Below are 20,778 nucleotides of genomic sequence, written 5' to 3'. Positions count from 1 at the left end.
AATCAAAGAAGGGCAACTTTTGTCACCAAAAGCGGCCCCCTTCTTTTCACTTCAATCCATTTTTTTAAATTTTGCCTCATGAATTACAATCTTCAATTTAGTTTGACATTCCGGCTATCCGGCTAGTTGTAAAAGATCTTCTAATGTCAATTTCCCAATAACCTCATACCCTTTTTGATCTCCCAGTGGTTTTAGAATTACGGTCTCCATACTCGCGAGTTCTCCTAATCCTATCCCAGGAGGAAAAGAGTGAGCTATAATTACTCTGTTAACATGAGTTGGAGGTATTTGTTCAATTTCATTTGTAAATGCTTGCAATGTACTATTTATTTTTTCAGTGCTCGGGTTTTGACCGAGATTATATATGTTTAACCAGAATTCATTTACTTTTATATGTTGTGTACCAAAAGCAATCTGAGCCGTTTGGAGGGTTCTACATAATGGACTTGCTTCTAAAGGTATTTGGACGGGAATGTTTAATTTACGGATAGCATCGCCATACTTATCAGCTTGTTCCTTTCCCAAAACACTTAAATTCCTCTGCGTAGTGCAATCTGTTAAACTAAAGTTTTGTTGATCTTCCCCTACAGTTGCATCTCCATGTCGGATATAAAGGATGTATCCGCCTTTTTGAAGATCTTTTATGAGAGAAGAACCGGTAATCTCTGCTCCCCAGGCACTAAAAGTTGTTCCAAGCAACAGAAAAAAACAGGGTATCAAAATGAATAATCGGTACATTTATCTTCCACCTTTTTTTCTTCTACGCTCCCCTTATTGCGATAATTTATACAACACTTCATCTACTCTACGTCAAGTTTCTAGATTCAAGGAAAAGGCTACTCTATACATATATACTGTTCCCGTTGTTATCCTATATAATTTCTGTTGTTTAGGTTTACGCAATGTTACAATCCAGACTACTGAAAAATCGTTCAACAAAAACATCACCATATAATTTCTTCATATGCGTTGTGTTAAAAATATATTGTTCCATAGGCCCAAGCCTGCGCAGACTCCGTACCAGTACTTTCCGATCATCTTCAGATAGATTAGGGTCATCGTCTATCTTCGTCAGAGCATTTTTCACACGTGCGGATACCTGTTCAACATACACATGGTTTTTGGATTTTGGCGGAATACATTGCGTCAGATCACAACTGACAAAACGAACACCGTCAAGGTTGCAGTTTTCAAAATTGGCGATTAGCTTTTGGTTGCCAATTCCCTCAAACGTATTATCCACTAGCTTGCCGGTAAAGGAACAATTGACGATATTCGCCGCTTGTAAAACCCGGTCATTGAATCTACATTTATAAAAAGTACAGTCGATAAACGTAGCATTCTCCAATGTCATCCCTCTCATATCGCAGGAGGAAAATTCGCATTTGTAAGATCGCAGGTATCAAATATAATATGTTGCAGGTTACAGCTCCAAAATATTGGTGAACCAACATTCGAGTTTATTATAGTCGTTCCGCTTATCGTTTCGTGTTCATACCTCACAATATCAGAAAATAATTCGTTGTTTACTGACTTACCAGACTCAAGTCTTCTCATCCCTATCACCCTATCATATCTAAAAAGGGAACGAATAAACCGACGGGTGTTTCATTACACGGCGGTTTGTTTTAAATTATCAACAGCTAGCTTTCCGAAATATTACAAGTCGGACTAGCACATACTAAGGAACAGTTGGCTGAAGCTTACATAATGGAGGTCTCATCATGGTATTTACAATCACAATTATCATCGTTGTACTGTTTGCAATATGGGGAGCCGTCGCTCCTGCTCAGCTGGCGGATGTGGCTAATGTTGCCTACAACTTCTCTATTCAGAATTTTGGCTGGTTTTATTTGCTAGCGACACTGTTCTTCCTGATCTTTGCTTTCTATCTGGCGTTCAGCCGATTTGGCGGTATTAGGCTGGGGGATGACGATGATGAGCCGGAATATTCTACGGTTTCCTGGCTGTCCATGCTGTTTAGCGCTGGTATGGGCATTGGGCTGGTTTTCTGGGGAGTTGCTGAACCGCTGTCCCACTATTTATCTGCACCGGAGGGCGCGGTACCCGAAACAACGCAAGCAGCAAGACTTTCAATGCGTTATTCCTTTTTCCACTGGGGGCTTCATCCTTGGGCTATCTATACCGTCATCGGCTTGGCGCTCGCTTACTTCCAGTTCCGGAAAGGCTACAAAGGACTGATCAGTTCCACCTTTATTCCGCTGATCGGTGAACGTCTTGCTGCAGGCTGGCTTGGTAAGATCATTGATATTCTTGCAGTCATTGCAACGATCTTCGGTGTTGCAACCTCTCTTGGATTGGGTGCGCTTCAGATCGGTGGGGGTCTGAATTACTTATTCGGTATTCCAAACTCGACGCTGTCCCAGATTGTCATTATCTCAATTGTAACCGTACTGTTTTTGATCTCGGCAACCTCTGGTCTGGATAAAGGTATTAAGATTCTGAGCAACACCAATCTCGTTATAGCTGTGCTATTGATGGTGTTTGTATTGGTGACTGGACCGACTTCTTTTATATTTGACACATTCACGACAACCTTGGGCAGTTACATGCAGAATATTATTAACATGAGTTTGAGACTGACACCGTTCTCCAAAGAAACCTGGATTGGAGCATGGACGTTATTTTACTGGGCATGGTGGATCGCATGGGCTCCCTTTGTCGGTACTTTTATCGCAAGGGTATCCCGAGGAAGAACCATAAAGGAGTTTGTAATTTACGTCATGGTTTTTCCAAGTCTGTTCGGATTTATCTGGTTCTCCGTCTTTGGCGGAACAGGACTTCACCTCGAATTGTTTAATGCCGCCCATTTGGCGGAGGCCGTCAAAGAAGATACAACAACCGCTTTATTCCTTACACTTGAGCAGCTGCCTTTGGGTACGATCATAGCATTCATCGCTACACTTCTGATCATGACCTTCTTTATTACGTCGGCTGATTCGGCTACCTTTGTGCTGGGTATGCTGTCTTCAGATGGCAAGCTGGACCCGAGTACGAGAGTGAAATTAACCTGGGGAATCATGCAGTCCGCCATCGCGGTAGTGCTACTGATCAGCGGGGGGTTGAACGGTCTACAGACGGCCTCCATTGTGGCCGCACTGCCGTTCGCTGTTGTTCTTATTGGTATGTGTTTCTCCCTGCTCAAGGCTCTGCAAGCTGAGGACAGAGAGCGCCGTCAGAAAGAAAAACGGCAGCGCCAAAAACTGAAACGACTGCTGGAAGAACAAGAACACTCGCTGAATGAAATTCCCGGCAGGTAATGTATACTTGATTTCTTTAGAGATGGTACCTGTCTTAAGGCAGGTACCTTTTATATCTTATTTCATGGTATTATCAATGGTCACCATAATTTTGTCACACATAGTTATCATCCTTTCCGTGGCAATTCGTAATCATTTCGACTACCTACAACACGATTACTTGCTGCTCCTATACCAACTATAAATAGTAACACGGAAACCCCAAGAAGAATGAAAAGTGGCAGGTGCCAACTATTTGTTGCATCATGCAGATATCCTATAAGGGCTGGACCGATTGCGGCAAGAAGATATCCGATCGATTGGGCCATGCCAGATAGTTCTGCTGCTTGATGCGCATTTTCAGTCCGTAACCCGAAAAACATCATGGCTAAACTAAAGGCGAAGCCTCCACCAATTCCGAGTATGACGATCCACAACAGAATGACATTAGAACTTCCGTAAAGAAGTCCGAGCGTCCCCGTCAAAAGTAAAATGGTTGTGATAACCACTAACAAACGTTGGTTAGACATACGCCCGGCAATAACAGGGATAATAAAGGTAAATGGAAGCATCGCTAACTGCATGATCGAGAGGTACCATCCAGATTGGTTAGAGTCAATTCCTTGCTGCTTTAAAATTTCAGGCAACCATGCGATCAATACATAGAAAACCATAGACTGTATACCCATGAACAAGGTTACTTGCCAAGCAAGCGGGGATCGCCAAACATTCACATCGTTGCTTACCATTTGTTGACTTGTCGTGGCTGTTTGCTTCGTTTGAGTTCTTAATTGGGGTAACCAACAGAGGATAGATACAAAGCTGAGAATCCCCCATATTCCCAATGCTCCCTGCCATTTTAGCCCTGCGTTCATGGCTAGCGGTACACTGATTCCCGATGCGATTGCTCCACATAAATTCATTGAAATGGAGTAAACTCCTGTCATGGAACCAATGTTATTTGGGAAATCCCTTTTGATTATACTTGGCAATAATACATTACATATGGCAATGGCGAATCCAAGAATCGCTGTTCCAATAAACAGATTAACTGCGCCAGATAAAGATCGTATTACAATACCAACAGTCAGAAAGATTAGGGCAATCAAAATGATACGCTCAACCCCATACCTCCGTCCTAATTTTGGTACAAGAGGTGATAACACAGCAAAGGCAAGCAAGGGTACCGTTGTGATCAGGCCTGCTAATGTATTTGAAATATGAACGTCATCCCTTATAAAACCTACTAAAGGACCAACTGAGGTTAAGGGAGTACGTAAATTAGCTGCAATAACAATAATGCCGAGAATGATCAGCGCTACAGAGGATGGCACGAATTTTTTATTTTGTTTATTCGGCATTCTTCATTTCTCCTTCCTGAATTCTTACGTCTTATATTTGCTTCTTGTTGGCTGAAAAACTTTACTATAACATCCGCGCGAATAATAAAAGTATATTATAATATACTTTTATAAACAATAATTATTTTATAATATACTAAAATTGATTAAAAAAATACAACTCTGAATTCCCGTCATGGAATTCGGAGTTGCATTTAATAAGTGGATTTTCGGCTTTTAGAAGCCATACTTTAAGGATATATGGAGCACTGTTTCGTTATTCGTATGATTGGTATAAGCGTGGGGATAATCTGCACGAAAACTGATCGTATCATATTGATTCAATGTGTACATCTCTCCATTGACTTGTAACTCAATGGAACCCGTCATTACTGTGGCAATTTCAGTTGTATTCACATGATGACCTTCAGGATAATACGAGCTATTTGGCTGTAAGTATGCCCGACACATTTCAATATCGTTGCTTTTAAAGACGGGTTCAATGATCCAATTTTTTTCATCATTAGAAAACCGCAGTCCCTCCCCTGCTCGATACAAACTAACGGGTTTCTCTGATGTGAACAAAGCCAATAGCGGTAAAGATATTCCTTTTGAAATTTTCCATATGATGGCCAAAGTTGGATTTGTTTCACCACGTTCGATATTCCCCAGAGTAAGTTTGCTTACACCCGTTAATTCTGATAAGTCGTCTAAGGTCATGTTTTTTTCTTTTCTATACTTTTTTAATGCACCGCCGATTTGTAATACAATTTGTTTTGACTCATCGATTTCATCCATTTGATATTCTCCTCAACAAAAAAACTATATAGCTAGTATATTGTTTATCGAGATTCTTTTCCATTCCGGTTCAATAGAACGTAATGAAATTTTCTTGATAAAATTGTATTAAAAGGATAGAATGACGAGCATCAACGGTTTTATTTGAAAAATGGTATAGCTTATGAAAGGTGGTTTAGCAATGAAGATTCTCATCGTTGGCTATTTTAGCGAGACCTCAAAATCCAATATTGCAGGGAGTTTTCCGCAAGACTGGAACGTTGTAATTGTTCCGCCCGGAAAAGAAATGCTGCATCATATTGAAGATTGCCAGGTAATCATTCCTGAACATATTAAAGTGGATCACAGCCTGCTTTCTAACGCAAAAAAATTAAAATTGGTACAGACGGGTGCAGGATTTGATAATGTGGATGTCCCTGCCTGTACACAGCGCGGCATTTGGGTGGCCAATGCTGCAGGAGTGAATGCACAGGCAGTGGCCGAGCACGTCATGGCACTGTTATTGTCTTATTATAAAAACATACCGTCTCTTGATACTTTCATGAAAAATAAGATGGATGAAAATCAATTGGACTATACAGGGAATGAGTTAAAGGGCAAAACGATTGGAATTATCGGTTTGGGTGCTATTGGAAAAAAAGTTGCTGCGTTTTGCAGGGTTTTTGATATGAATGTACTGGCGTATGCGAGAAATGCCACTGTACAATCGGACGATTTTGTGAAAAAGACGGATTTTGATACTCTTGTAAGCACATCGGACATAGTTAGTGTACATGTACCCTTGAATGAACAAACCAAACAGCTGATTAACAAAGCGACATTCAAAAAAATGAAAAATACCGCTCTTTTTATCAATACAGCCCGCGGCGGCATTGTCAATGAAAGAGACTTGATTGATGCATTAAAAAACGGGGATATTTCAGGCGCATGCCTCGATGTGTTTGAATCTGAACCGCTTCCTATTGATAGTGAACTCCGGAATCTGGGTAATGTGGTACTTACTCCCCATACAGCGGGAATGCCTGATGGTCGGAAATTTCATAAAACAAGATATGATTTCTTTATAAAGAATATAAAACGTGTAGAAAATGGTGAGGAGCCTGAAAGCAAGCTCAATCAGTTATGATGTTTTGGTGCAATAAAAATTGATCTCCACTCTACAGCAGTTCAAAATGAAGTTGAGTCTCAGGCAACTCCGTATTTCCTTTCCACTGATTTGCACCGTATCCCAATTCCAGAACCGCAGCAATGCGCTCGTTATTCAGTACACCAAACATTTCAGTACGGCTCGAATCGTACATCCAGTCATGCAAGGTACAGCGCACACCCAGACTTTGCTCATGAGCCAGCAAGCGGAAATTCTGAATTAGGCAGCAGACAGCTGCAAAGTCCTCTTCCCGCTTATATTGATCCGCCTCTTCTTTCACCAAGACCAGAAGATATGCAGGGGCAGGCTCCTGTAATCCCTGCATGAAGTCCCCATACCGGTTATCGGCAAAGATAAATCGCCACGGCTCTCGGAGTCCATCATTTGGCGCCCATACGGCATGATTAAGCAATTCAAGGATGAGGTCGTGCGATACCGGTTGTTCCAAAAACTCACTCGGACCGCCCATGACTCCTTCCAGATCTGACAATTTCATTTTATATCCTCCTCTTCTATGTAGACTGTCCTCGCAATACGGTCCATTTCTGCTCGGCTGGTGTTCTTTTCCGACTTCTTGGCGCTTTGTCGTAATATCCTATATGAAGAATACCAACAAATCTTTCATCCTCACGTAAGCCAATTCCATTGAAGAACGCTTCATGCTGAATCATGGACTCTGTATCCCATAACATTCCTAACCCTCGTTCCCAGCCCAACAGTTGGAAGCTCTGCATCACCCCGCTGGCAGCCGCATAATTGCGGTCATTGGTCAGACGATTCGGTCCTACAGTCGACATAACAATGACGTGGGCAGGAATATCGGTAAATCTCTTTTTAAAAACATCCAGAAGTTTCCCTGGAATCAACTTGCCGAGCTTGCTTTGTGACATCTGTTCCAGCATGCAGTCCACCAACCGTTTGCGAGCTTCTGGAGTTCCGGCATATACTACACGCCACGAGCCAGACTCAACAGATGGTTGAAGCCTTATAGCCTTACGCAGTAATGCTACAATTAACTCCTGGTCCACCGGCGTAGAGTTACATTTACGAATACTCCTGCGCTCCCTGATCAATTCCGCCAGACTCAAATGCTTCACTCTCCTTTGTTCTATCTGGATTCAATATTCATACTGCTGTCTTGAAGAAATTGATGGATTATTTTCAGCTCCGTTTCCGAGTATTTGTCGAGAGTACGATAGAAGCGCTCAGCCTCATGTATATGCAGACGTTCATGCAGTTCAAAGATTTTTTTGCCTTGCGGTGACAACCGGAAATAGCTCTCCTTTTTGTTGTCGTTCATTTTCGTACGTTTGACGAATCCTTCCTCGAGCAGTTTGTTTCCAATTTTGGTGATACTTGCTTTGGACAAATTCATCGCCTCAGCAATACCCGTGTTGTTAATAGGCTCATGCTTGCCTATGCAATCTATCATATGAACCGCGGTCAAATGCTGAGGGATTTTCTCGATGCTTTCTCGCTGGGCGATACTTAGGAAATGCTCGATTTCTGTATCCTTGTGGTTCTCATACACATGTAAAAAACGAATAAATTGGTCATAAAGCAACTGTTTTGTTCGATCTTTTGAGATCATTCTTTGATCGCTCCTTATTTACCTATAAACAAAAATATCATTTAAATAATAGGGTTTTTCTAAATAAACTCTTATATTTAGTTTACTAGTGAACAATATATCATGAATGATAATGCTTATCAACTATATTCTCTGGCATTGCAACATCACCCTACAATCCAGGACAGAGACCTGCCTTGAACGGATTATCTTTTATTGAGACTGCACTCTTCGTTGGAATCGCTACCAGCATGTGGACATGATCGGGCATCATATGACCTTCTAAAGCCGTAAAAATAAAATAAGGACGGATATACTCCGCCCTTATTTTTCGTTAGTCTCACGACACACACTCAAACATGCGTTCCTTTTCCTTCGTTTCACGCCTGATCGGCTGCCAAGAGGTGTTTTTGAATATTTAATATAGCTTTGGTAGCTTGTCCAATGTTATAGCATAGTCACAGTGATAGGCGCTGCGCAGCTCCTCATTTGTCGTAAACTTCTCCGTCCTACCAAAATCCTGAGACCATGTCATAAACCACAGCCACGGGATGCGCGAGGTGGACAAGCTTCTAATACTCGGAATCGGACCAATCTCCCCGATAGCAGCAAGTTTTGGAGTTCGTGTAACACCAACCAGTTCATCATATTCCTTCCGTAAATCAGTATGTTGGTGAGCTGGGGGATACATATCCCTGGAAATAATGTCAACCACGTCATCCCCAACGTAACCTTCGACCAACGGTGAGTTCCACACCCAAATTAAATTATTTAGATTATGGTAATGGGTATACCTCTCATACATGATACGGTACAATTGTTTTGCGATTTCCGGGCCTTGACTGCCCCACCAGAACCAAGTGCCTTCCGCTTCATGAAATGGTCTCCACAAGATCGGAATACGTTTGTCGCAAAATTCCCGGAGGATATTGGCCATATGGTCCATATCGGACAAGAGCGCTTCATATTCTTTGGTTCCTTCCGTAATCGCTTTACTTACGTTAAAATTTGTATGCTCCGAATAGAAGCTTTTATCCCGTCCGCCAAGCGGTGAAAACCAATGCCATGTGAACGTAAGCAAGCCTCTGTTGTTCTCCGTCCACTCCCAGGCTTTTTGCAGCGTATCCTGGTTTTCAGCGATTTCCAGCAAACACTCTTCGCCACTATCGTCATAATTAATGTTTGGAGAATACCCAAGAAGCTCGAATCCGCATAGTGCCGGCCGCTTCCCTGTTACTTGATAGATGTAGTTTAATTCCTCTTGCACCATGGTTTGGGTGTGCTGTCCCGTAATGATGCCACTCCCTTGAATCTCGTGGAAATAGTTGAGCACAGAACGTACTTCTTCCGATGCATTAGGATTGCAAGGTATCGATTTCATCGTATCCTGCCTTTCTGTCTATTCTCAATTGAATGCTTATTGACCGCTCCACAGTTTAACACGGTCTTTCACATATTGACCAAAAGCCTCTTCCATCTCTTCCACTCCAGCCTTTTCCAATTCAGCCATGTACTCATCCCAGACTTTATCAAAATTTTCCGGTTTGGCCATTACAGCTTCGGGAATTCGTTTCCATGTGATATCCTTCATTTTGGCCATTAATATTGTCGCCTGGCTATCGCTTGGCAAGGCAATATTGTAAACTGCCCCGGCTTTTCTTTCAGGAAACTCTTCTTCTTTCGGGAAAAGATCTCTCCAATGCTCGACTTTGTAAGCAGCCAAAGCATCTTTTTCGGGTGCACTGTAAGTCGCCGTTAAAAGGTCACTGTTCGTTTTCGTATAATAATTGCCTGTTGAGTCCTTAATTCCGTCACCATAATGAACCGATAGGTTCCAATACAGGCCGAGACCCGATTCCTTCATGTAAGCACTACCTTCTTTGTCCATCTTTTCTTGAACATCCTTCGGTACAGTTCTTTTTCCATTCTCTACAACGTAATCTTGTCCCTCGATCCCCCAGTTCATCAGAATCTGTCCTTCTTCAGAAGCCAGGTAATCCAAAAATTTAATCGCAGCTACAGGATCCTTGCATTCGCTGGAGATTGCAATACCGTATCCTCCGTCAAAACCAGCGGACCAGAAATTTGTATCCTTATAATCCTTAGACAACGTGACTGGATAATGACCGTAAGTCTGGTCAAATTTCCCAGATGCCTTCAATGCCTGTTGAGCATCTCCATAGTCCCATGCAGGATCGATTAGCCCAAGCACACGTCCAGATGAAACCTTGGATTTGAATTGATCCGTCTTTTGGACAAAACTTTCCTTATCCAATAAACCTATATCGTTCATATGGTTCAACCAACGGAAATATTCTCTTTCCTCTGAACGGCGGAAATGATAGGTTACATCAAAAGTTTCTTGATCCACATAGTATTCTCCATCATCCGGTGCACCTGTCGTAAAAAATCCCATGTTCGTCACCTGATACATATGCCAGTCATCCGCATTAATGGTTAGTCCGATATTTTTGTTGCCGTTATCATCTGTTGGGTGTTTAGCTATATAGTCTGTAAGGACCTTCTCATAGTCCTTTACCGTACGAATTTCAGGATAACCAGCTTCTTTTACAACACGATGTTGAAGTTGGAAGCCGCCGTCGGCTTTGAATTTACGTTCATCGATAGCAGACCAAGTCGGAATGGCATAGATGGCTTGATCCTCCAAGCTATATTTGGCACGAACAATCTTATCGCCAAGCATCTTTTTAATATTAGGGGCATGTTCTTCAATCAAGTCCGTCAGATCAAGAACTGCACCTACATCCACTAGCTTGCCAAGATCCGCCTTAGCAGCTATGAGATCGGGAACTTCACCGGTGGCAGCCATGATGGATACCTTTTGCACAGGGTCCCCCACCGCGAATTCAGCATCCAAAACGACACCTGTTTTCTCTGTGATGACTTTTCCTATACGGTCATTCATATTGTTCCAGTTAGGACTTCCATCTTCTGAAAAATAAGTAAGCTTGATAGGACTCGAGCCGTTTTCACTTGCTGATTCTCCGCCACCACTTCCACTGCAGGCTGCGAGTTGACTGAGCAACAGACCAGCTGAAAGTAGTGTTACTGCTGTTTTTCGGGTTCGCTTTCTCATAAAAACAACACTCCCCATGTCTCAGATAATTTAAGGATACAAAGTCATTTACGGTTAGAGTCTCATCAGCTTTTGACCGCACCTAGTGTCATGCCTTTTACAAAGTACTTTTGCAAGAATGGGTACACAATGAGAATAGGCACAGTTGCGATGATGGTAATCGCCATTTTGACAGCGTCAGGAGACACTTGTGACATCAATTGAGACATGTTTTCCCCACGTATATTGTTCGAGTTTGTGGTGGTACTCTGAAGCACTTTCATGAGCTCATACTGCAAGGTGGTCAGGGAGTCATTGGAACCATTATAAAGGTACGTATCAAACCAGGAATTCCATTGGCCGACAGCAAGGAACAAGGCTACGGTTGCAAGTGCAGGCTTGGTGAGCGGTAGTATGACACGCCAGTAAATGGTGAAATCGTTTGCCCCATCAAGCTTGGCCGATTCTTGCAGAGCATAAGGAATTCCATCAATGAACGAACGGATGATGAATATATTGAAGGCGCTTACGAGTCCTGGCAAAATATAAACTGCGAACGTATTGATCAGATCCAGATTCTTGATCAAGATAAAACTAGGAATCAAACCGCCCGATACATACATTGTGATCGCCAGAAATACGGAAACAAATCGTCTTCCCTGAAACTCTCTACGAGCAAGTGTATAAGCAACCATCGAACCGCTTACCAGACCTGCCAGGGTTCCTATTAGAGTTCGAAGCACCGATATTTTGAATCCCGTGATCAACCCCTCATAACTAAAGATGAGCTTATAATTTTCAAGAGTGAATTGTCTAGGGAAAATAGAAATACCGCCTCGAACAGTATCTACGGAATCGTTGAATGAAATGGCGAGCACATTCAAAAAGGGATATAGCGTCGCGATCGTAACGACTCCGATGAAAACATAAACAAAGGTGTCAAATATCAAGTCTTGGGGAGATTTTGCGCCTATCTTCGGTCGTTTGGGTGTGACGGAAGAAGTTGTCGGCTCGGATGCTTCCATGTCTGTTCCTCCTCCTTACATAATGCTTTCGTTAGCGAATTTTTTAAAGAGTCCATTCACGACGAACAGCAAAATCACGCTGATGACCGAGTTAAAGATACTAATAGCGGTACCGAAAGAATATCTCCCCATGGATAAACCGTAGTTCAACGCATACAGATCCAACACTTCGGAATAATCGCTAACCATGTGATTACCAAGCAAGAATTGCTTTTCAAATCCGATTCCTACGAGGTGGCCAATCGACATAATAAACAGTACGATGATTGTTGGCCTGATGCCAGGGAGTGTAATATGCCATATTTGTCTCATACGACTGGCGCCGTCTACCCTTGCGGCCTCATACAGTTCAGGACCAATCCCCGAAATGGCAGCCAAATAGATAATGGCGTTCCACCCTGTCTCCTTCCAAACATCGGCTCCGGTCACTATTCCCCAGAACAGTTGACCCTTGGCCATAAATTGTATCGGTTGGTCAATCAAATTCAGCCCCAAGAGCAAGTCGTTTATCGCGCCTCCGTCGGTTGACAGCATTTTGATGACGATCCCGGCGGCCACGACCCAAGACACGAAGTGAGGCAGGTAAGAAACAGTCTGTACGAAACGCTTCATAAACTGAACCCGTACCTCGTTTAGAACCACTGCGAACAATACAGGAAACACGAACCCAGCCACAAGTCCCATAAGGCTCATTGCCAGCGTATTTCTTAGCACCAAATAGAAATGCTCATCCTGAAACAGTGCTTGGAAATGATCGAATCCAACCCATTTTTGATCGAAAAAACCTTTGCCTGGTCTGTAGTTTTGAAATGCCATCGTCCATCCCCACAGAGGCAAATACTGAAATACAAACACCCAAATCACAAACGGAAATGACATCATGTACAGATATTTTTGATTCTTAAAGACTTTCCACTTTTGCGAATTTTTTTGTTTGCGTGTGCGGAACCTTCTCTCTTCTGTTATCGCTTTCATTTCATTCCCCCCTTTCCTCTCTCATCATAAAACGATTATTATATTGGCGACATATCGGAGATCTAGTAGGATTTCATTCAATAATCTATACTGTTTTCAGAAAAAACAATTTTGTTTTCATAAGTTGGTATAATAAAAATCCTCTGCATTAAACCAATGCAGAGAATTTTTATTATCGTCATATTTATTAAGTAGCGCTCAACTTGAACCATGCACTGGTATAATCTCCTGTAAGGGGAGGGATCATCAAGCCTGCTTGCATTAAACGATCCCCGCCGAAAGTTCCCATGTGTCCACTCTCTCCAGTCACTTCATAAGTATACGAATGATCCAATCCTTTGAGCTGAAGTACATCAGCAGCAGGAGTGGGCTTGGCTAAAACTCGAAAGTAAAATACAATAGCTTCGCATCGATTGTCCGAAACGAACATCCAGGATGTTTCATTGCCTTGAAAAGGACTCCGAAGTCTAAATAGATCACCCTGTTGTATGAGAGAACGATGTTCTTTGTACATGGCAACCTGTTCTTTCACCTGGATTTTTTCGGCATCCGTGAATTTGGTCAGATCAAGTTCATAGCCAAAGTTCCCCGACATCGCAACGTCACCTCTGAATTTAAGTGAGGTATCACGGTGGACTTGATGGTTCGGCACCGCGGAGACATGAGCTCCGATGGTACTGACGGGATATACCAAACTGGTCCCGTATTGTATTTTTAAGCGTTCCACGGCATCCGTGTTGTCACTTGTCCAAGTCTGCGGCATGTAGTACAGCATTCCGGGATCAAACCGACCTCCACCGCTGGAACAACTTTCGAATAAAATTTCCGGAAATGCAGTCGTCAGTTTATTCAAAAGTTCATAGAGCCCAAGCACGTACCGATGTGCAATCTCCTGTTGATTCTCGGGTAAAGCCGTTGCGGAACCAATTTCGGTCAACGCGCGGTTCATGTCCCATTTTACATAAGAAACAGGTACGTTGGTGAAGATTTCAGCCAGTGCATCATACAAATAATCACGGACTTCCGGCCGTGAAAGATCCAATACCAATTGCCAGCGGGCTTCCGTCCGGCGACGGCCTTCAACGTGCAGGCACCAGTCGGGGTGCTTCCGGTACAGATCACTGTCGGGTGAGATCATTTCAGGTTCAAACCACAATCCGAATTGCAAGCCTTGGCGTTCAATCCGCTCTGCCAAATCACGCAAGCCGTTAGGAAGCTTTCTCCGATCTTCAACCCAGTCTCCGAGCGAACTATTGTCGCTGTCACGTTTGCCAAACCAGCCGTCATCAAGCACCAACAGTTCAATCCCCAGTTGAGAGCCTGCCTCGGCAATCGCTTCAATCTTTTCTGCAGTGAAATTAAAATAAGTTGCCTCCCAATTGTTCACGAGAATCGGTCGCTCCTTGTCCCTATGCACGCCGCGGCATAAACGGTTCCGGTAGAGTCGATGATAGATTCGGGACATGCCTCCGATCCCTTCATTTGAATATACCAATACAGCCTCAGGAGTTTGGAAGGATTGGCCAGGAGGAAGCAGCCAACCAAAATCAAATGGATTCAGGCCAATGCCCAAACGAACGACACCAAAAGCATCCACTTCAGCTTCGGCATGAAAATTACCGCTATACACCAGATTTACTGCAAAAACCTCCCCATGATCCTCATCGGCTCCCGGGCTAACGACAGCCGCAAAAGGATTGTGCTGATGACTACTCATTCCACGTCTGCTCCCGAGACTAGTACCTCCGGGGCCCAGGGGCCTGCGTTGAAGATGCGCCTCACGTGCCCAATGACCCGCAAGGTATAACAATTCATAATGGCTCTTGCCATACAAATCAACATTGGCACTAAGCGCACGTAAAAGTTTGATCGTGCGTTGACCGTTGTTCTTAAAATGAACTGACCTGGTAATAGCTCCATCCCTGAAGATGCAATATTTCAGAAGAACGGTGATTCCTGCATACGCATCCTCCAGTTCCAGCTCCAAGGTATCTGCTTCATGGTCTGTTTCCGTATACACATACGGCAGACCATCAAGTGCTGGTTTACCAGCGCCGGTTGAGTACCCTTTGAAGCTTAGCTCTGTAATGCGGCTCCCGTCTTCAAGTAGAACTTGATAGGCAGGCGATCTGAAGTCACCTGTTCCATATTGCGGATATTCATGAGGCATGGAGCCTAGCTCCGTTTTTTCCAGACCTGGTACAAGTTTTTCAAGGTTTCCTTTCTCGGACAATCTTTGTCCCCAATATACCAGTAACGGATAGCCGTCTATGATTTGAATAACATAACTGGTTACGCGGGATTGCAGATGAAAAATATGCTGTGACTCGTTTATATAAATAGCCATTACATGATTCACTCCTGTTAAATTAGATTGTTTCTGTTCCATACTAAAATGTATCGCTTCTCAATTTAGGGACTTTCATACAATCCTTTGGGAAGTTCATCTAGCGTAAGAACGTTTTCATGATTGTATACCTTTTTCAAATATTCCTTTGTATTCGTTTTTCCGTCGCGTAGATAATCTCCAGTCCAGGTATTAAAAAAGCTCCAATGTGCGCCGTAAGTCTTCAGCAGATCAGGATCCGGAATAGGGCCGTTTTCTGCAAGCGCTACAAGCTTTTTGTGCTTGCCCAAAAACAAGAGTTCATCATACTTGGCAATGTTCGGGCTATGATCGCCCGCTGGATTGTAAACGTCGACACTCACAATGTCGACTATATCATCGCCCGGGTACCACTCCTCCTTCACAGAGTTCCAAACCCAAATGAGATTGTTTAACTGATGGTGATCGGTCAAACGTTGGTACATTAGTCTATATAATTTTTTGGCAGGTTCAGGACCTTTGGCTCCCCACCAAAACCAGCCGCCCTCTGCTTCGTGCAGTGGTCTCCAAAGTACGGGAATGTTATGATCCTGTAATCGCTTCAACTGAACAGCGATCGCATCAATGTCTCGAATTAAAAGCTTGTAATCTTCCGATCCCGGATGATTCAGGGCATATTCTACATCGAAGGTCGTGAACTCGGTATTAAAACCTCGCCACCATTCGTGGCCCGGTTCGTTGCCGCCTATTCCCTTCGGCGCATTCCAATGCCAGCTTAATGATACTATTCCTCCACGTTCATACCATTCAATCATCTTCTCCACCTCGTTTGAGGTGCTTCCATTTTCAACACGGGATGGAGAATAATCCATCAAATCACTGGAAACCAGCGCAGGGGATTTTCCTGTCTGCTTGTAGATCCACTTCGCATCTTCCAGTGTTTGCTGTCCTGAAATTATTTTCTTTCCATACTGACTGGTCATAAAATCTAAGAGTGCTTTCGTTTGCGGAGTTGCTTTGGAATTACTCAAGGTATGCATCTTTATTTGCTGTTTGGATATATTGGGATCTACACGTTTGAGCTTGATATACTCAATACCATAGTATCCCCACCCCCGTAAGATTTGGATGGAGTTGCTGCCTTGGTTCAGAAGCACTTTTGTCACCTTTTTTTCAGCGCGGACCTGCCCTGGGTTGGGAGCATTTAGCGTCAATTCACCAGCACCTGAACCATTCACTTGAATAGAGGTCGTTTTGTCCCCATTCCCTTCAGGAATGTAATATCCCAAGCTCAACTCATACAGGCCATCTTCCGGTGCTTCAACCTTGAACGCAGCGCTTCCTTTAGCTGAATTATCCTCTTCGAAAAAATAAGAAATGTAACCTTTGCCACCATATAACTTGTCCATTGTTTTGGCAGTTGTCCCGTCCCGTTTCTCAATCCCGTAGCCTTCTAGCTGAGCATCTTTAAATGTTACTATTAATGCTTGTGTTTGATTAGGTTCAACAACAAATCCGGGTACCGTAATGGCTGCTTCCACCCTGGAATGAGTGAAACTCGACATGATAATGCCCAAAAAGAAAAAGGCCGATCCTAACATTAAATAGGTTTTATTTGACGCTGCATACCTTATCATTGAACCTGATTTAGTCTTCATTTTATGCCTCCCCTCCGTTCATTACATTCCTGTTATCGCTTTCAATTGTGATGGTCCCTCCTTTCGTATCAACTATATTGGCTGAGGAGGCTCTCGGACATATCACAAATCTTAAATCATTTCATTCTAAAATCCTTTGTATTTTCAGAAAATACATTTCTTTTCATAAGGGAATTAAAAAACTCCCCTACTGTTCGTTACTTCCGTTAGTAGAGGAGCATGGTTTAAGGTTATTCTTTTTTTTGATAAAAAGAAGGCGACTCCCCTTCTAACTTCTTGAATTTGGTGTAGAAATAATTGACGTTTGAATATCCTACCCTTTCAGCAACTTCGTAAACCTTCATATCCTGAGCCAGTAATTCTTTCGCTTTCTGAATCCGTATCCGATCAAGATAGGCGTTGAAATATTCCCCTGTGTAACTTTTGAAGAGTTGGCCCAGATAGGAACTACTGTAGTTAAACAATATGGCAAGCATTTCTAATCTTAGGTTATCCCCATAGTGCCGATCTATATAATCCAGCAATCGCTTCATTTCATTGTCTTTACTATTGTAATCTGCGCATCGAGCGAGCCTCTCCATAACAACAGAAATACGGTCGACGAGATCCTGAATATATCGGGAATGATATACTTCAGCAAGGAATTGGGCCGGGTCTCCTGGATAATCGCTTAAAGACCAGACACGGGAATGAATTTTTCGAACTGTTTCATTAGCAAGATAGAAGAAACGGTCACGGATCTCCTTTTCATCAGCCTGATTAGCTACTTGTTGTAATGCTATTTCGTTCAAAAATGACGAGATTGCACTTGCATGCCCAACATCGACCAGATAATGCAACCTGAAAGCTTCTTCCTCTTTATTTGACATAGATAATACTGAAGAATGGACAGTTTCCTGTCGATAGCTTTCTGGTGTTTCCTCAGTGAGAAGCCTTCCTCTGTCATAGAAAAAACTACGCTCCAAAAGGGATTTTGCTGTTCTAAACGAATGAACAACTTCCTCAAGAGACCGCACGGGCTGCCCTACTGCTACGTCCATCTCAAATCGAAGCTCACCTGATAAGAGCTGGAGATTCTTGTGAAGCTCGGTCCATCCCAATTCGCTAACAGGAGAGTTACTTAGCAATAAAACAATGTATGGTGCAAAATATAAAACGAACCCTTGACGTTCCGAAGCGTAGGTTCTGCTGACTACATTTTTGAAATTCTGAATTTGTTCGCTTTCTTCTGGATCTGAACCTGAGAACCCGATTAAAACGACCTGATACGTAGTCCAGCTGATTTCAAATGAGTCTGACCACTTACTCAAAGTGGAATCCTCTGAAGCATGATTACCGGTTAGTAGAGAATAAAGTATCCATTCCGGTGTATTCGTTTTTTGTAACATATTTTTTTTCTGCACGTTTGAGAGCTGTTCATGAATCTTTCGAAATGATGCTGAAAGTTCTTCCTTGTTTACAGGTTTGAGTAGATATGCTTCAACACCGAATTGAAGAGCTTGCCGCGCGTACTCAAAATCGGCGTAACCACTGAGTATAATGACATGACTGATCCAGCCACGGTGACGGATCTGCTGAAGGAGTTCCAATCCGTCCATGCCTGGCATACGTATATCAACCAACAATACGTCGGGAATCGTTTCTTCGAATATTCGGAGAGCCTCATTTCCACCAGCTGCCGTTCCAATCACTTCAAATCCCAATTCCCTCCAAGGTATTAACGTTTGCAACCCCAAACGTAGTTTGGGTTCATCATCAACAATGATCACGGAGAACATCAGGTTCCCCTCCCTCCTTCGGAATACAAAATGTGATGCAGGTGCCTCTGCCCTCTTTGCTTTCAATTGAAAGCCTTGAACGTATACCGTAGGTAAGTTCTAATCGGTCGTTCACGTTACGTAGCCCAATACGATCCCCGGCTTCATCGGAGTTCATTAACTGTTTTTTTATCTCATTCATTTTCTTTGGAGGAATACCCGCACCATCATCATGGATTTCTACAAATAACGTCCCCTGATCGTTAACCTTCGTTCGAACAGTGATCAACGTTGGACCCTCTTTGCGATCCAACCCATGGAGTATCGAGTTCTCAACCAAAGGTTGAATGATAAGTGGGGGAATTTCAATGTGTTCGCTTGTTGGGTCGATTTCCATAATGTATTGAAGTCGGTCTTCGTACCGGAATTTTTGAAGTTCCAAGTAACACCGAACCATGTTTAACTCATCTGAAAGTGGGATCTGGCGACTTCCGACCTCTAAACTATTTCGGATCAACACGCTAAGCTGCCACACAGCTTGGGCCAAGCCCTCTTCCCCGCGAAGATGTGCTTCCATTCGAATGGACTCAAGTGTATTAAACAAAAAGTGGGGATTGACCTGGCTCGCTAACATCTTAAATTTAATATCATTTTGTTTTTGCAATAGTGTCTGTTTCTGCTGGTTACTTTCTTCCACTTCTAACATTAGTTCACTGATTCGATGAACCAGATCATTGAATTGTCTGGAGAGTTGGCCGATTTCATCTTTTCCATCGAGGTCAAGATAAGTATCCCAGGACACCGTACCTACTCGGGACATGTGCTTACTAAGTCGAAGCAGTCTTCTCGCAATAAATGATGCCGAAACATAAACAAGCAAAACTGCGATGATTAGACATCCACCTATAACAAATGTAGCCAAGCGAATGATAGCGTTTGCATCATGTAGAATTTCAGACACCGTAAAAACGGAAATGATACGTAGTCCGTTCCAACTATTCTGTGGAGTTATGTTTGCTATAACCACCTTCGAATTTTTCCCATCCATAACAGCTTCGTAGCTGCCCTCCGTTTGAGACAACATATTGCTCCCAGCATGCACAGAGGCAAGGTTTTTACCGTAAAGATTGGGCCGGTTGGCTGCCACGATATTATTGTTGTTGTCGACGATCATCGTTGAGAATGTCTCTTGCGATAGAATAGAATTTAGCAAATCAGAATTCACATTAATCACCAACACACTCTCATTTCTCAACTCATCAAGGTTAATTTTTCGCACCAGACTTAGATATTTTTTTTGATCACGCTCATCTTCAATATAGCCCCAACCTGCTAGCCCCTTTTGACTCAATGCGGATCTGTACCAATCGGATTGTTGCGTTCGGTCATCTGGCTGCATAAATTCCCAGTTATTGAGCATTGTCGGATTGGCCGTATATAACCGAATGGATTTTATCTCTTTATAAAGCCGCATATAATCCCGAATGCCTGTGTATTGACGATAGCTTTGAATGACTTCGTTATAACTTTCATAGTTGCGGCTTGCTATAGATTTCATTTGGTTATCATTGGAGAGTTGATAGGAAATATCTAAGGCTGCATTGATCACCTCCTCGGTCCTTTTCTGAACACGCTCTACGTCATTAGCTGCTTGTTCAGCGGCATTCAGGATCATGACTTCTTTCAGCTTGCTTGTTAGATAGATGCCACTTATTAAAAGTGGGAGTACGGCCACGGTTATAAAGATCAATGATAGCTTACTTTTAAGTCTGATGTCATTTAATATTCGGATAAAGCGCATAGCACGGGCCTCTTTCCTATATGTAGTTCCGATAATGATGGATGA

General features: G+C 42.9%; 18 protein-coding genes. 2 read left to right on the top strand and 16 right to left on the bottom strand.

From position 1 onward, the window contains the following. Nucleotides 1-114: 114 nt before the first annotated feature. Together MKY92_RS16185 and MKY92_RS16180 are read right to left on the bottom strand one after the other, a co-directional pair. A complete protein-coding gene (locus tag MKY92_RS16185; protein WP_339296902.1) occupies nt 115-738 on the bottom strand; it encodes a histidine phosphatase family protein in 624 nt (207 codons plus the stop codon). Nucleotides 739-895: 157 nt separating this feature from the next. Further along, nucleotides 896-1,348, bottom strand: coding sequence for a pentapeptide repeat-containing protein (locus MKY92_RS16180; protein WP_339296901.1), 453 nt, complete (start codon nt 1,346-1,348; stop codon nt 896-898). A gap of 376 nt (nt 1,349-1,724) precedes the next feature. On the opposite strand from MKY92_RS16180, the gene MKY92_RS16175 reads away from it, so the two are divergent. After that, the gene (locus MKY92_RS16175; RefSeq protein WP_339296900.1) at nt 1,725-3,281 is read left to right on the top strand and encodes a BCCT family transporter; all 1,557 of its coding nucleotides are present in this window, start codon (nt 1,725-1,727) and stop codon (nt 3,279-3,281) included. Between the two features lie 107 nt (nt 3,282-3,388). Here the strand turns inward: MKY92_RS16175 and MKY92_RS16170 are convergent, their stop codons facing one another. Both MKY92_RS16170 and MKY92_RS16165 read right to left on the bottom strand, forming a co-directional pair. Then, the gene (locus tag MKY92_RS16170) at nt 3,389-4,621 is read right to left on the bottom strand and encodes an MFS transporter (RefSeq protein WP_339296899.1); all 1,233 of its coding nucleotides are present in this window, start codon (nt 4,619-4,621) and stop codon (nt 3,389-3,391) included. Between the two features lie 216 nt (nt 4,622-4,837). After that, complete coding sequence (locus tag MKY92_RS16165) at nt 4,838-5,398, bottom strand: XRE family transcriptional regulator (RefSeq protein ID WP_339296898.1); 561 nt, start codon at nt 5,396-5,398, stop codon at nt 4,838-4,840. Between the two features lie 181 nt (nt 5,399-5,579). Between MKY92_RS16165 and MKY92_RS16160 the strand changes: the two genes are divergently transcribed. Continuing rightward, nucleotides 5,580-6,524, top strand: a complete 945-nt coding sequence (locus MKY92_RS16160; protein ID WP_339296897.1) for an NAD(P)-dependent oxidoreductase — start codon at nt 5,580-5,582, stop codon at nt 6,522-6,524. Nucleotides 6,525-6,555: 31 nt separating this feature from the next. Here the strand turns inward: MKY92_RS16160 and MKY92_RS16155 are convergent, their stop codons facing one another. The 12 genes from MKY92_RS16155 to MKY92_RS16100 all read right to left on the bottom strand — a co-directional run bounded on the left by MKY92_RS16155 (nt 6,556) and on the right by MKY92_RS16100 (nt 20,733). Next, complete coding sequence (locus tag MKY92_RS16155) at nt 6,556-7,041, bottom strand: nitroreductase family protein (RefSeq protein ID WP_339296896.1); 486 nt, start codon at nt 7,039-7,041, stop codon at nt 6,556-6,558. 16 nt (nt 7,042-7,057) lie between these two features. Then, nucleotides 7,058-7,642, bottom strand: coding sequence for a nitroreductase (locus MKY92_RS16150; protein WP_339296895.1), 585 nt, complete (start codon nt 7,640-7,642; stop codon nt 7,058-7,060). A gap of 11 nt (nt 7,643-7,653) precedes the next feature. After that, nucleotides 7,654-8,136: a MarR family transcriptional regulator gene (locus MKY92_RS16145; protein ID WP_237175181.1), complete on the bottom strand. Its 483-nt coding sequence runs from the start codon at nt 8,134-8,136 to the stop codon at nt 7,654-7,656. Between the two features lie 151 nt (nt 8,137-8,287). Then, nucleotides 8,288-8,413 (bottom strand): transposase, encoded by a 126-nt coding sequence (locus MKY92_RS16140; protein ID WP_339301810.1) that lies wholly within the window; start codon nt 8,411-8,413, stop codon nt 8,288-8,290. 120 nt (nt 8,414-8,533) lie between these two features. Further along, nucleotides 8,534-9,496, bottom strand: coding sequence for a glycosyl hydrolase (locus tag MKY92_RS16135; protein ID WP_339296894.1), 963 nt, complete (start codon nt 9,494-9,496; stop codon nt 8,534-8,536). A 36-nt stretch (nt 9,497-9,532) separates the two neighbouring features. Next, entirely contained in the window at nt 9,533-11,212 is a 1,680-nt protein-coding gene (locus tag MKY92_RS16130; protein WP_339296893.1) for an ABC transporter substrate-binding protein, read from the bottom strand. Nucleotides 11,213-11,277: 65 nt separating this feature from the next. Continuing rightward, entirely contained in the window at nt 11,278-12,216 is a 939-nt protein-coding gene (locus MKY92_RS16125) for a carbohydrate ABC transporter permease (protein WP_076210480.1), read from the bottom strand. 15 nt (nt 12,217-12,231) lie between these two features. Then, nucleotides 12,232-13,191, bottom strand: coding sequence for a sugar ABC transporter permease (locus MKY92_RS16120; protein ID WP_339296892.1), 960 nt, complete (start codon nt 13,189-13,191; stop codon nt 12,232-12,234). A gap of 187 nt (nt 13,192-13,378) precedes the next feature. Next, nucleotides 13,379-15,538, bottom strand: a complete 2,160-nt coding sequence (locus MKY92_RS16115) for an alpha-galactosidase (RefSeq protein ID WP_339296891.1) — start codon at nt 15,536-15,538, stop codon at nt 13,379-13,381. A 65-nt stretch (nt 15,539-15,603) separates the two neighbouring features. Further along, nucleotides 15,604-17,175 carry a glycosyl hydrolase gene (locus MKY92_RS16110; protein WP_339296890.1) on the bottom strand — a complete coding sequence of 524 codons (1,572 nt, stop codon included), beginning with the start codon at nt 17,173-17,175 and terminating at the stop codon, nt 15,604-15,606. 230 nt (nt 17,176-17,405) lie between these two features. Next, nucleotides 17,406-18,953 (bottom strand): response regulator transcription factor, encoded by a 1,548-nt coding sequence (locus tag MKY92_RS16105; RefSeq protein WP_339296889.1) that lies wholly within the window; start codon nt 18,951-18,953, stop codon nt 17,406-17,408. Beyond that, the gene (locus MKY92_RS16100) at nt 18,931-20,733 is read right to left on the bottom strand and encodes a sensor histidine kinase (protein WP_339296888.1); all 1,803 of its coding nucleotides are present in this window, start codon (nt 20,731-20,733) and stop codon (nt 18,931-18,933) included. Before MKY92_RS16100 ends, MKY92_RS16105 begins: the two co-directional genes overlap by 23 nt. Nucleotides 20,734-20,778 lie beyond the last annotated feature (45 nt).

The organism is Paenibacillus sp. FSL R5-0623, assembly GCF_037974265.1.
Taxonomy (GTDB): Bacteria; Bacillota; Bacilli; order Paenibacillales; family Paenibacillaceae; genus Paenibacillus.
The sequence above is the reverse complement of the archived record's forward strand: the minus strand, read 5'-3'. Positions and strand labels throughout refer to the sequence as shown.

Coding starts and splice junctions, on each gene's coding strand:
- MKY92_RS16165 (WP_339296898.1), bottom strand. CDS start 5,398: ATGGATGAAATCGATGAGTCAAAACAAATTGTATTACAAATCGGCGGT.
- MKY92_RS16185 (WP_339296902.1), bottom strand. CDS start 738: ATGTACCGATTATTCATTTTGATACCCTGTTTTTTTCTGTTGCTTGGA.
- MKY92_RS16110 (WP_339296890.1), bottom strand. CDS start 17,175: ATGAAGACTAAATCAGGTTCAATGATAAGGTATGCAGCGTCAAATAAA.
- MKY92_RS16130 (WP_339296893.1), bottom strand. CDS start 11,212: ATGAGAAAGCGAACCCGAAAAACAGCAGTAACACTACTTTCAGCTGGT.
- MKY92_RS16170 (WP_339296899.1), bottom strand. CDS start 4,621: ATGCCGAATAAACAAAATAAAAAATTCGTGCCATCCTCTGTAGCGCTG.
- MKY92_RS16155 (WP_339296896.1), bottom strand. CDS start 7,041: ATGAAATTGTCAGATCTGGAAGGAGTCATGGGCGGTCCGAGTGAGTTT.
- MKY92_RS16160 (WP_339296897.1), top strand. CDS start 5,580: ATGAAGATTCTCATCGTTGGCTATTTTAGCGAGACCTCAAAATCCAAT.
- MKY92_RS16115 (WP_339296891.1), bottom strand. CDS start 15,538: ATGGCTATTTATATAAACGAGTCACAGCATATTTTTCATCTGCAATCC.
- MKY92_RS16125 (WP_076210480.1), bottom strand. CDS start 12,216: ATGGAAGCATCCGAGCCGACAACTTCTTCCGTCACACCCAAACGACCG.
- MKY92_RS16105 (WP_339296889.1), bottom strand. CDS start 18,953: ATGTTCTCCGTGATCATTGTTGATGATGAACCCAAACTACGTTTGGGG.
- MKY92_RS16100 (WP_339296888.1), bottom strand. CDS start 20,733: ATGCGCTTTATCCGAATATTAAATGACATCAGACTTAAAAGTAAGCTA.
- MKY92_RS16135 (WP_339296894.1), bottom strand. CDS start 9,496: ATGAAATCGATACCTTGCAATCCTAATGCATCGGAAGAAGTACGTTCT.
- MKY92_RS16145 (WP_237175181.1), bottom strand. CDS start 8,136: ATGATCTCAAAAGATCGAACAAAACAGTTGCTTTATGACCAATTTATT.
- MKY92_RS16175 (WP_339296900.1), top strand. CDS start 1,725: ATGGTATTTACAATCACAATTATCATCGTTGTACTGTTTGCAATATGG.
- MKY92_RS16120 (WP_339296892.1), bottom strand. CDS start 13,191: ATGAAAGCGATAACAGAAGAGAGAAGGTTCCGCACACGCAAACAAAAA.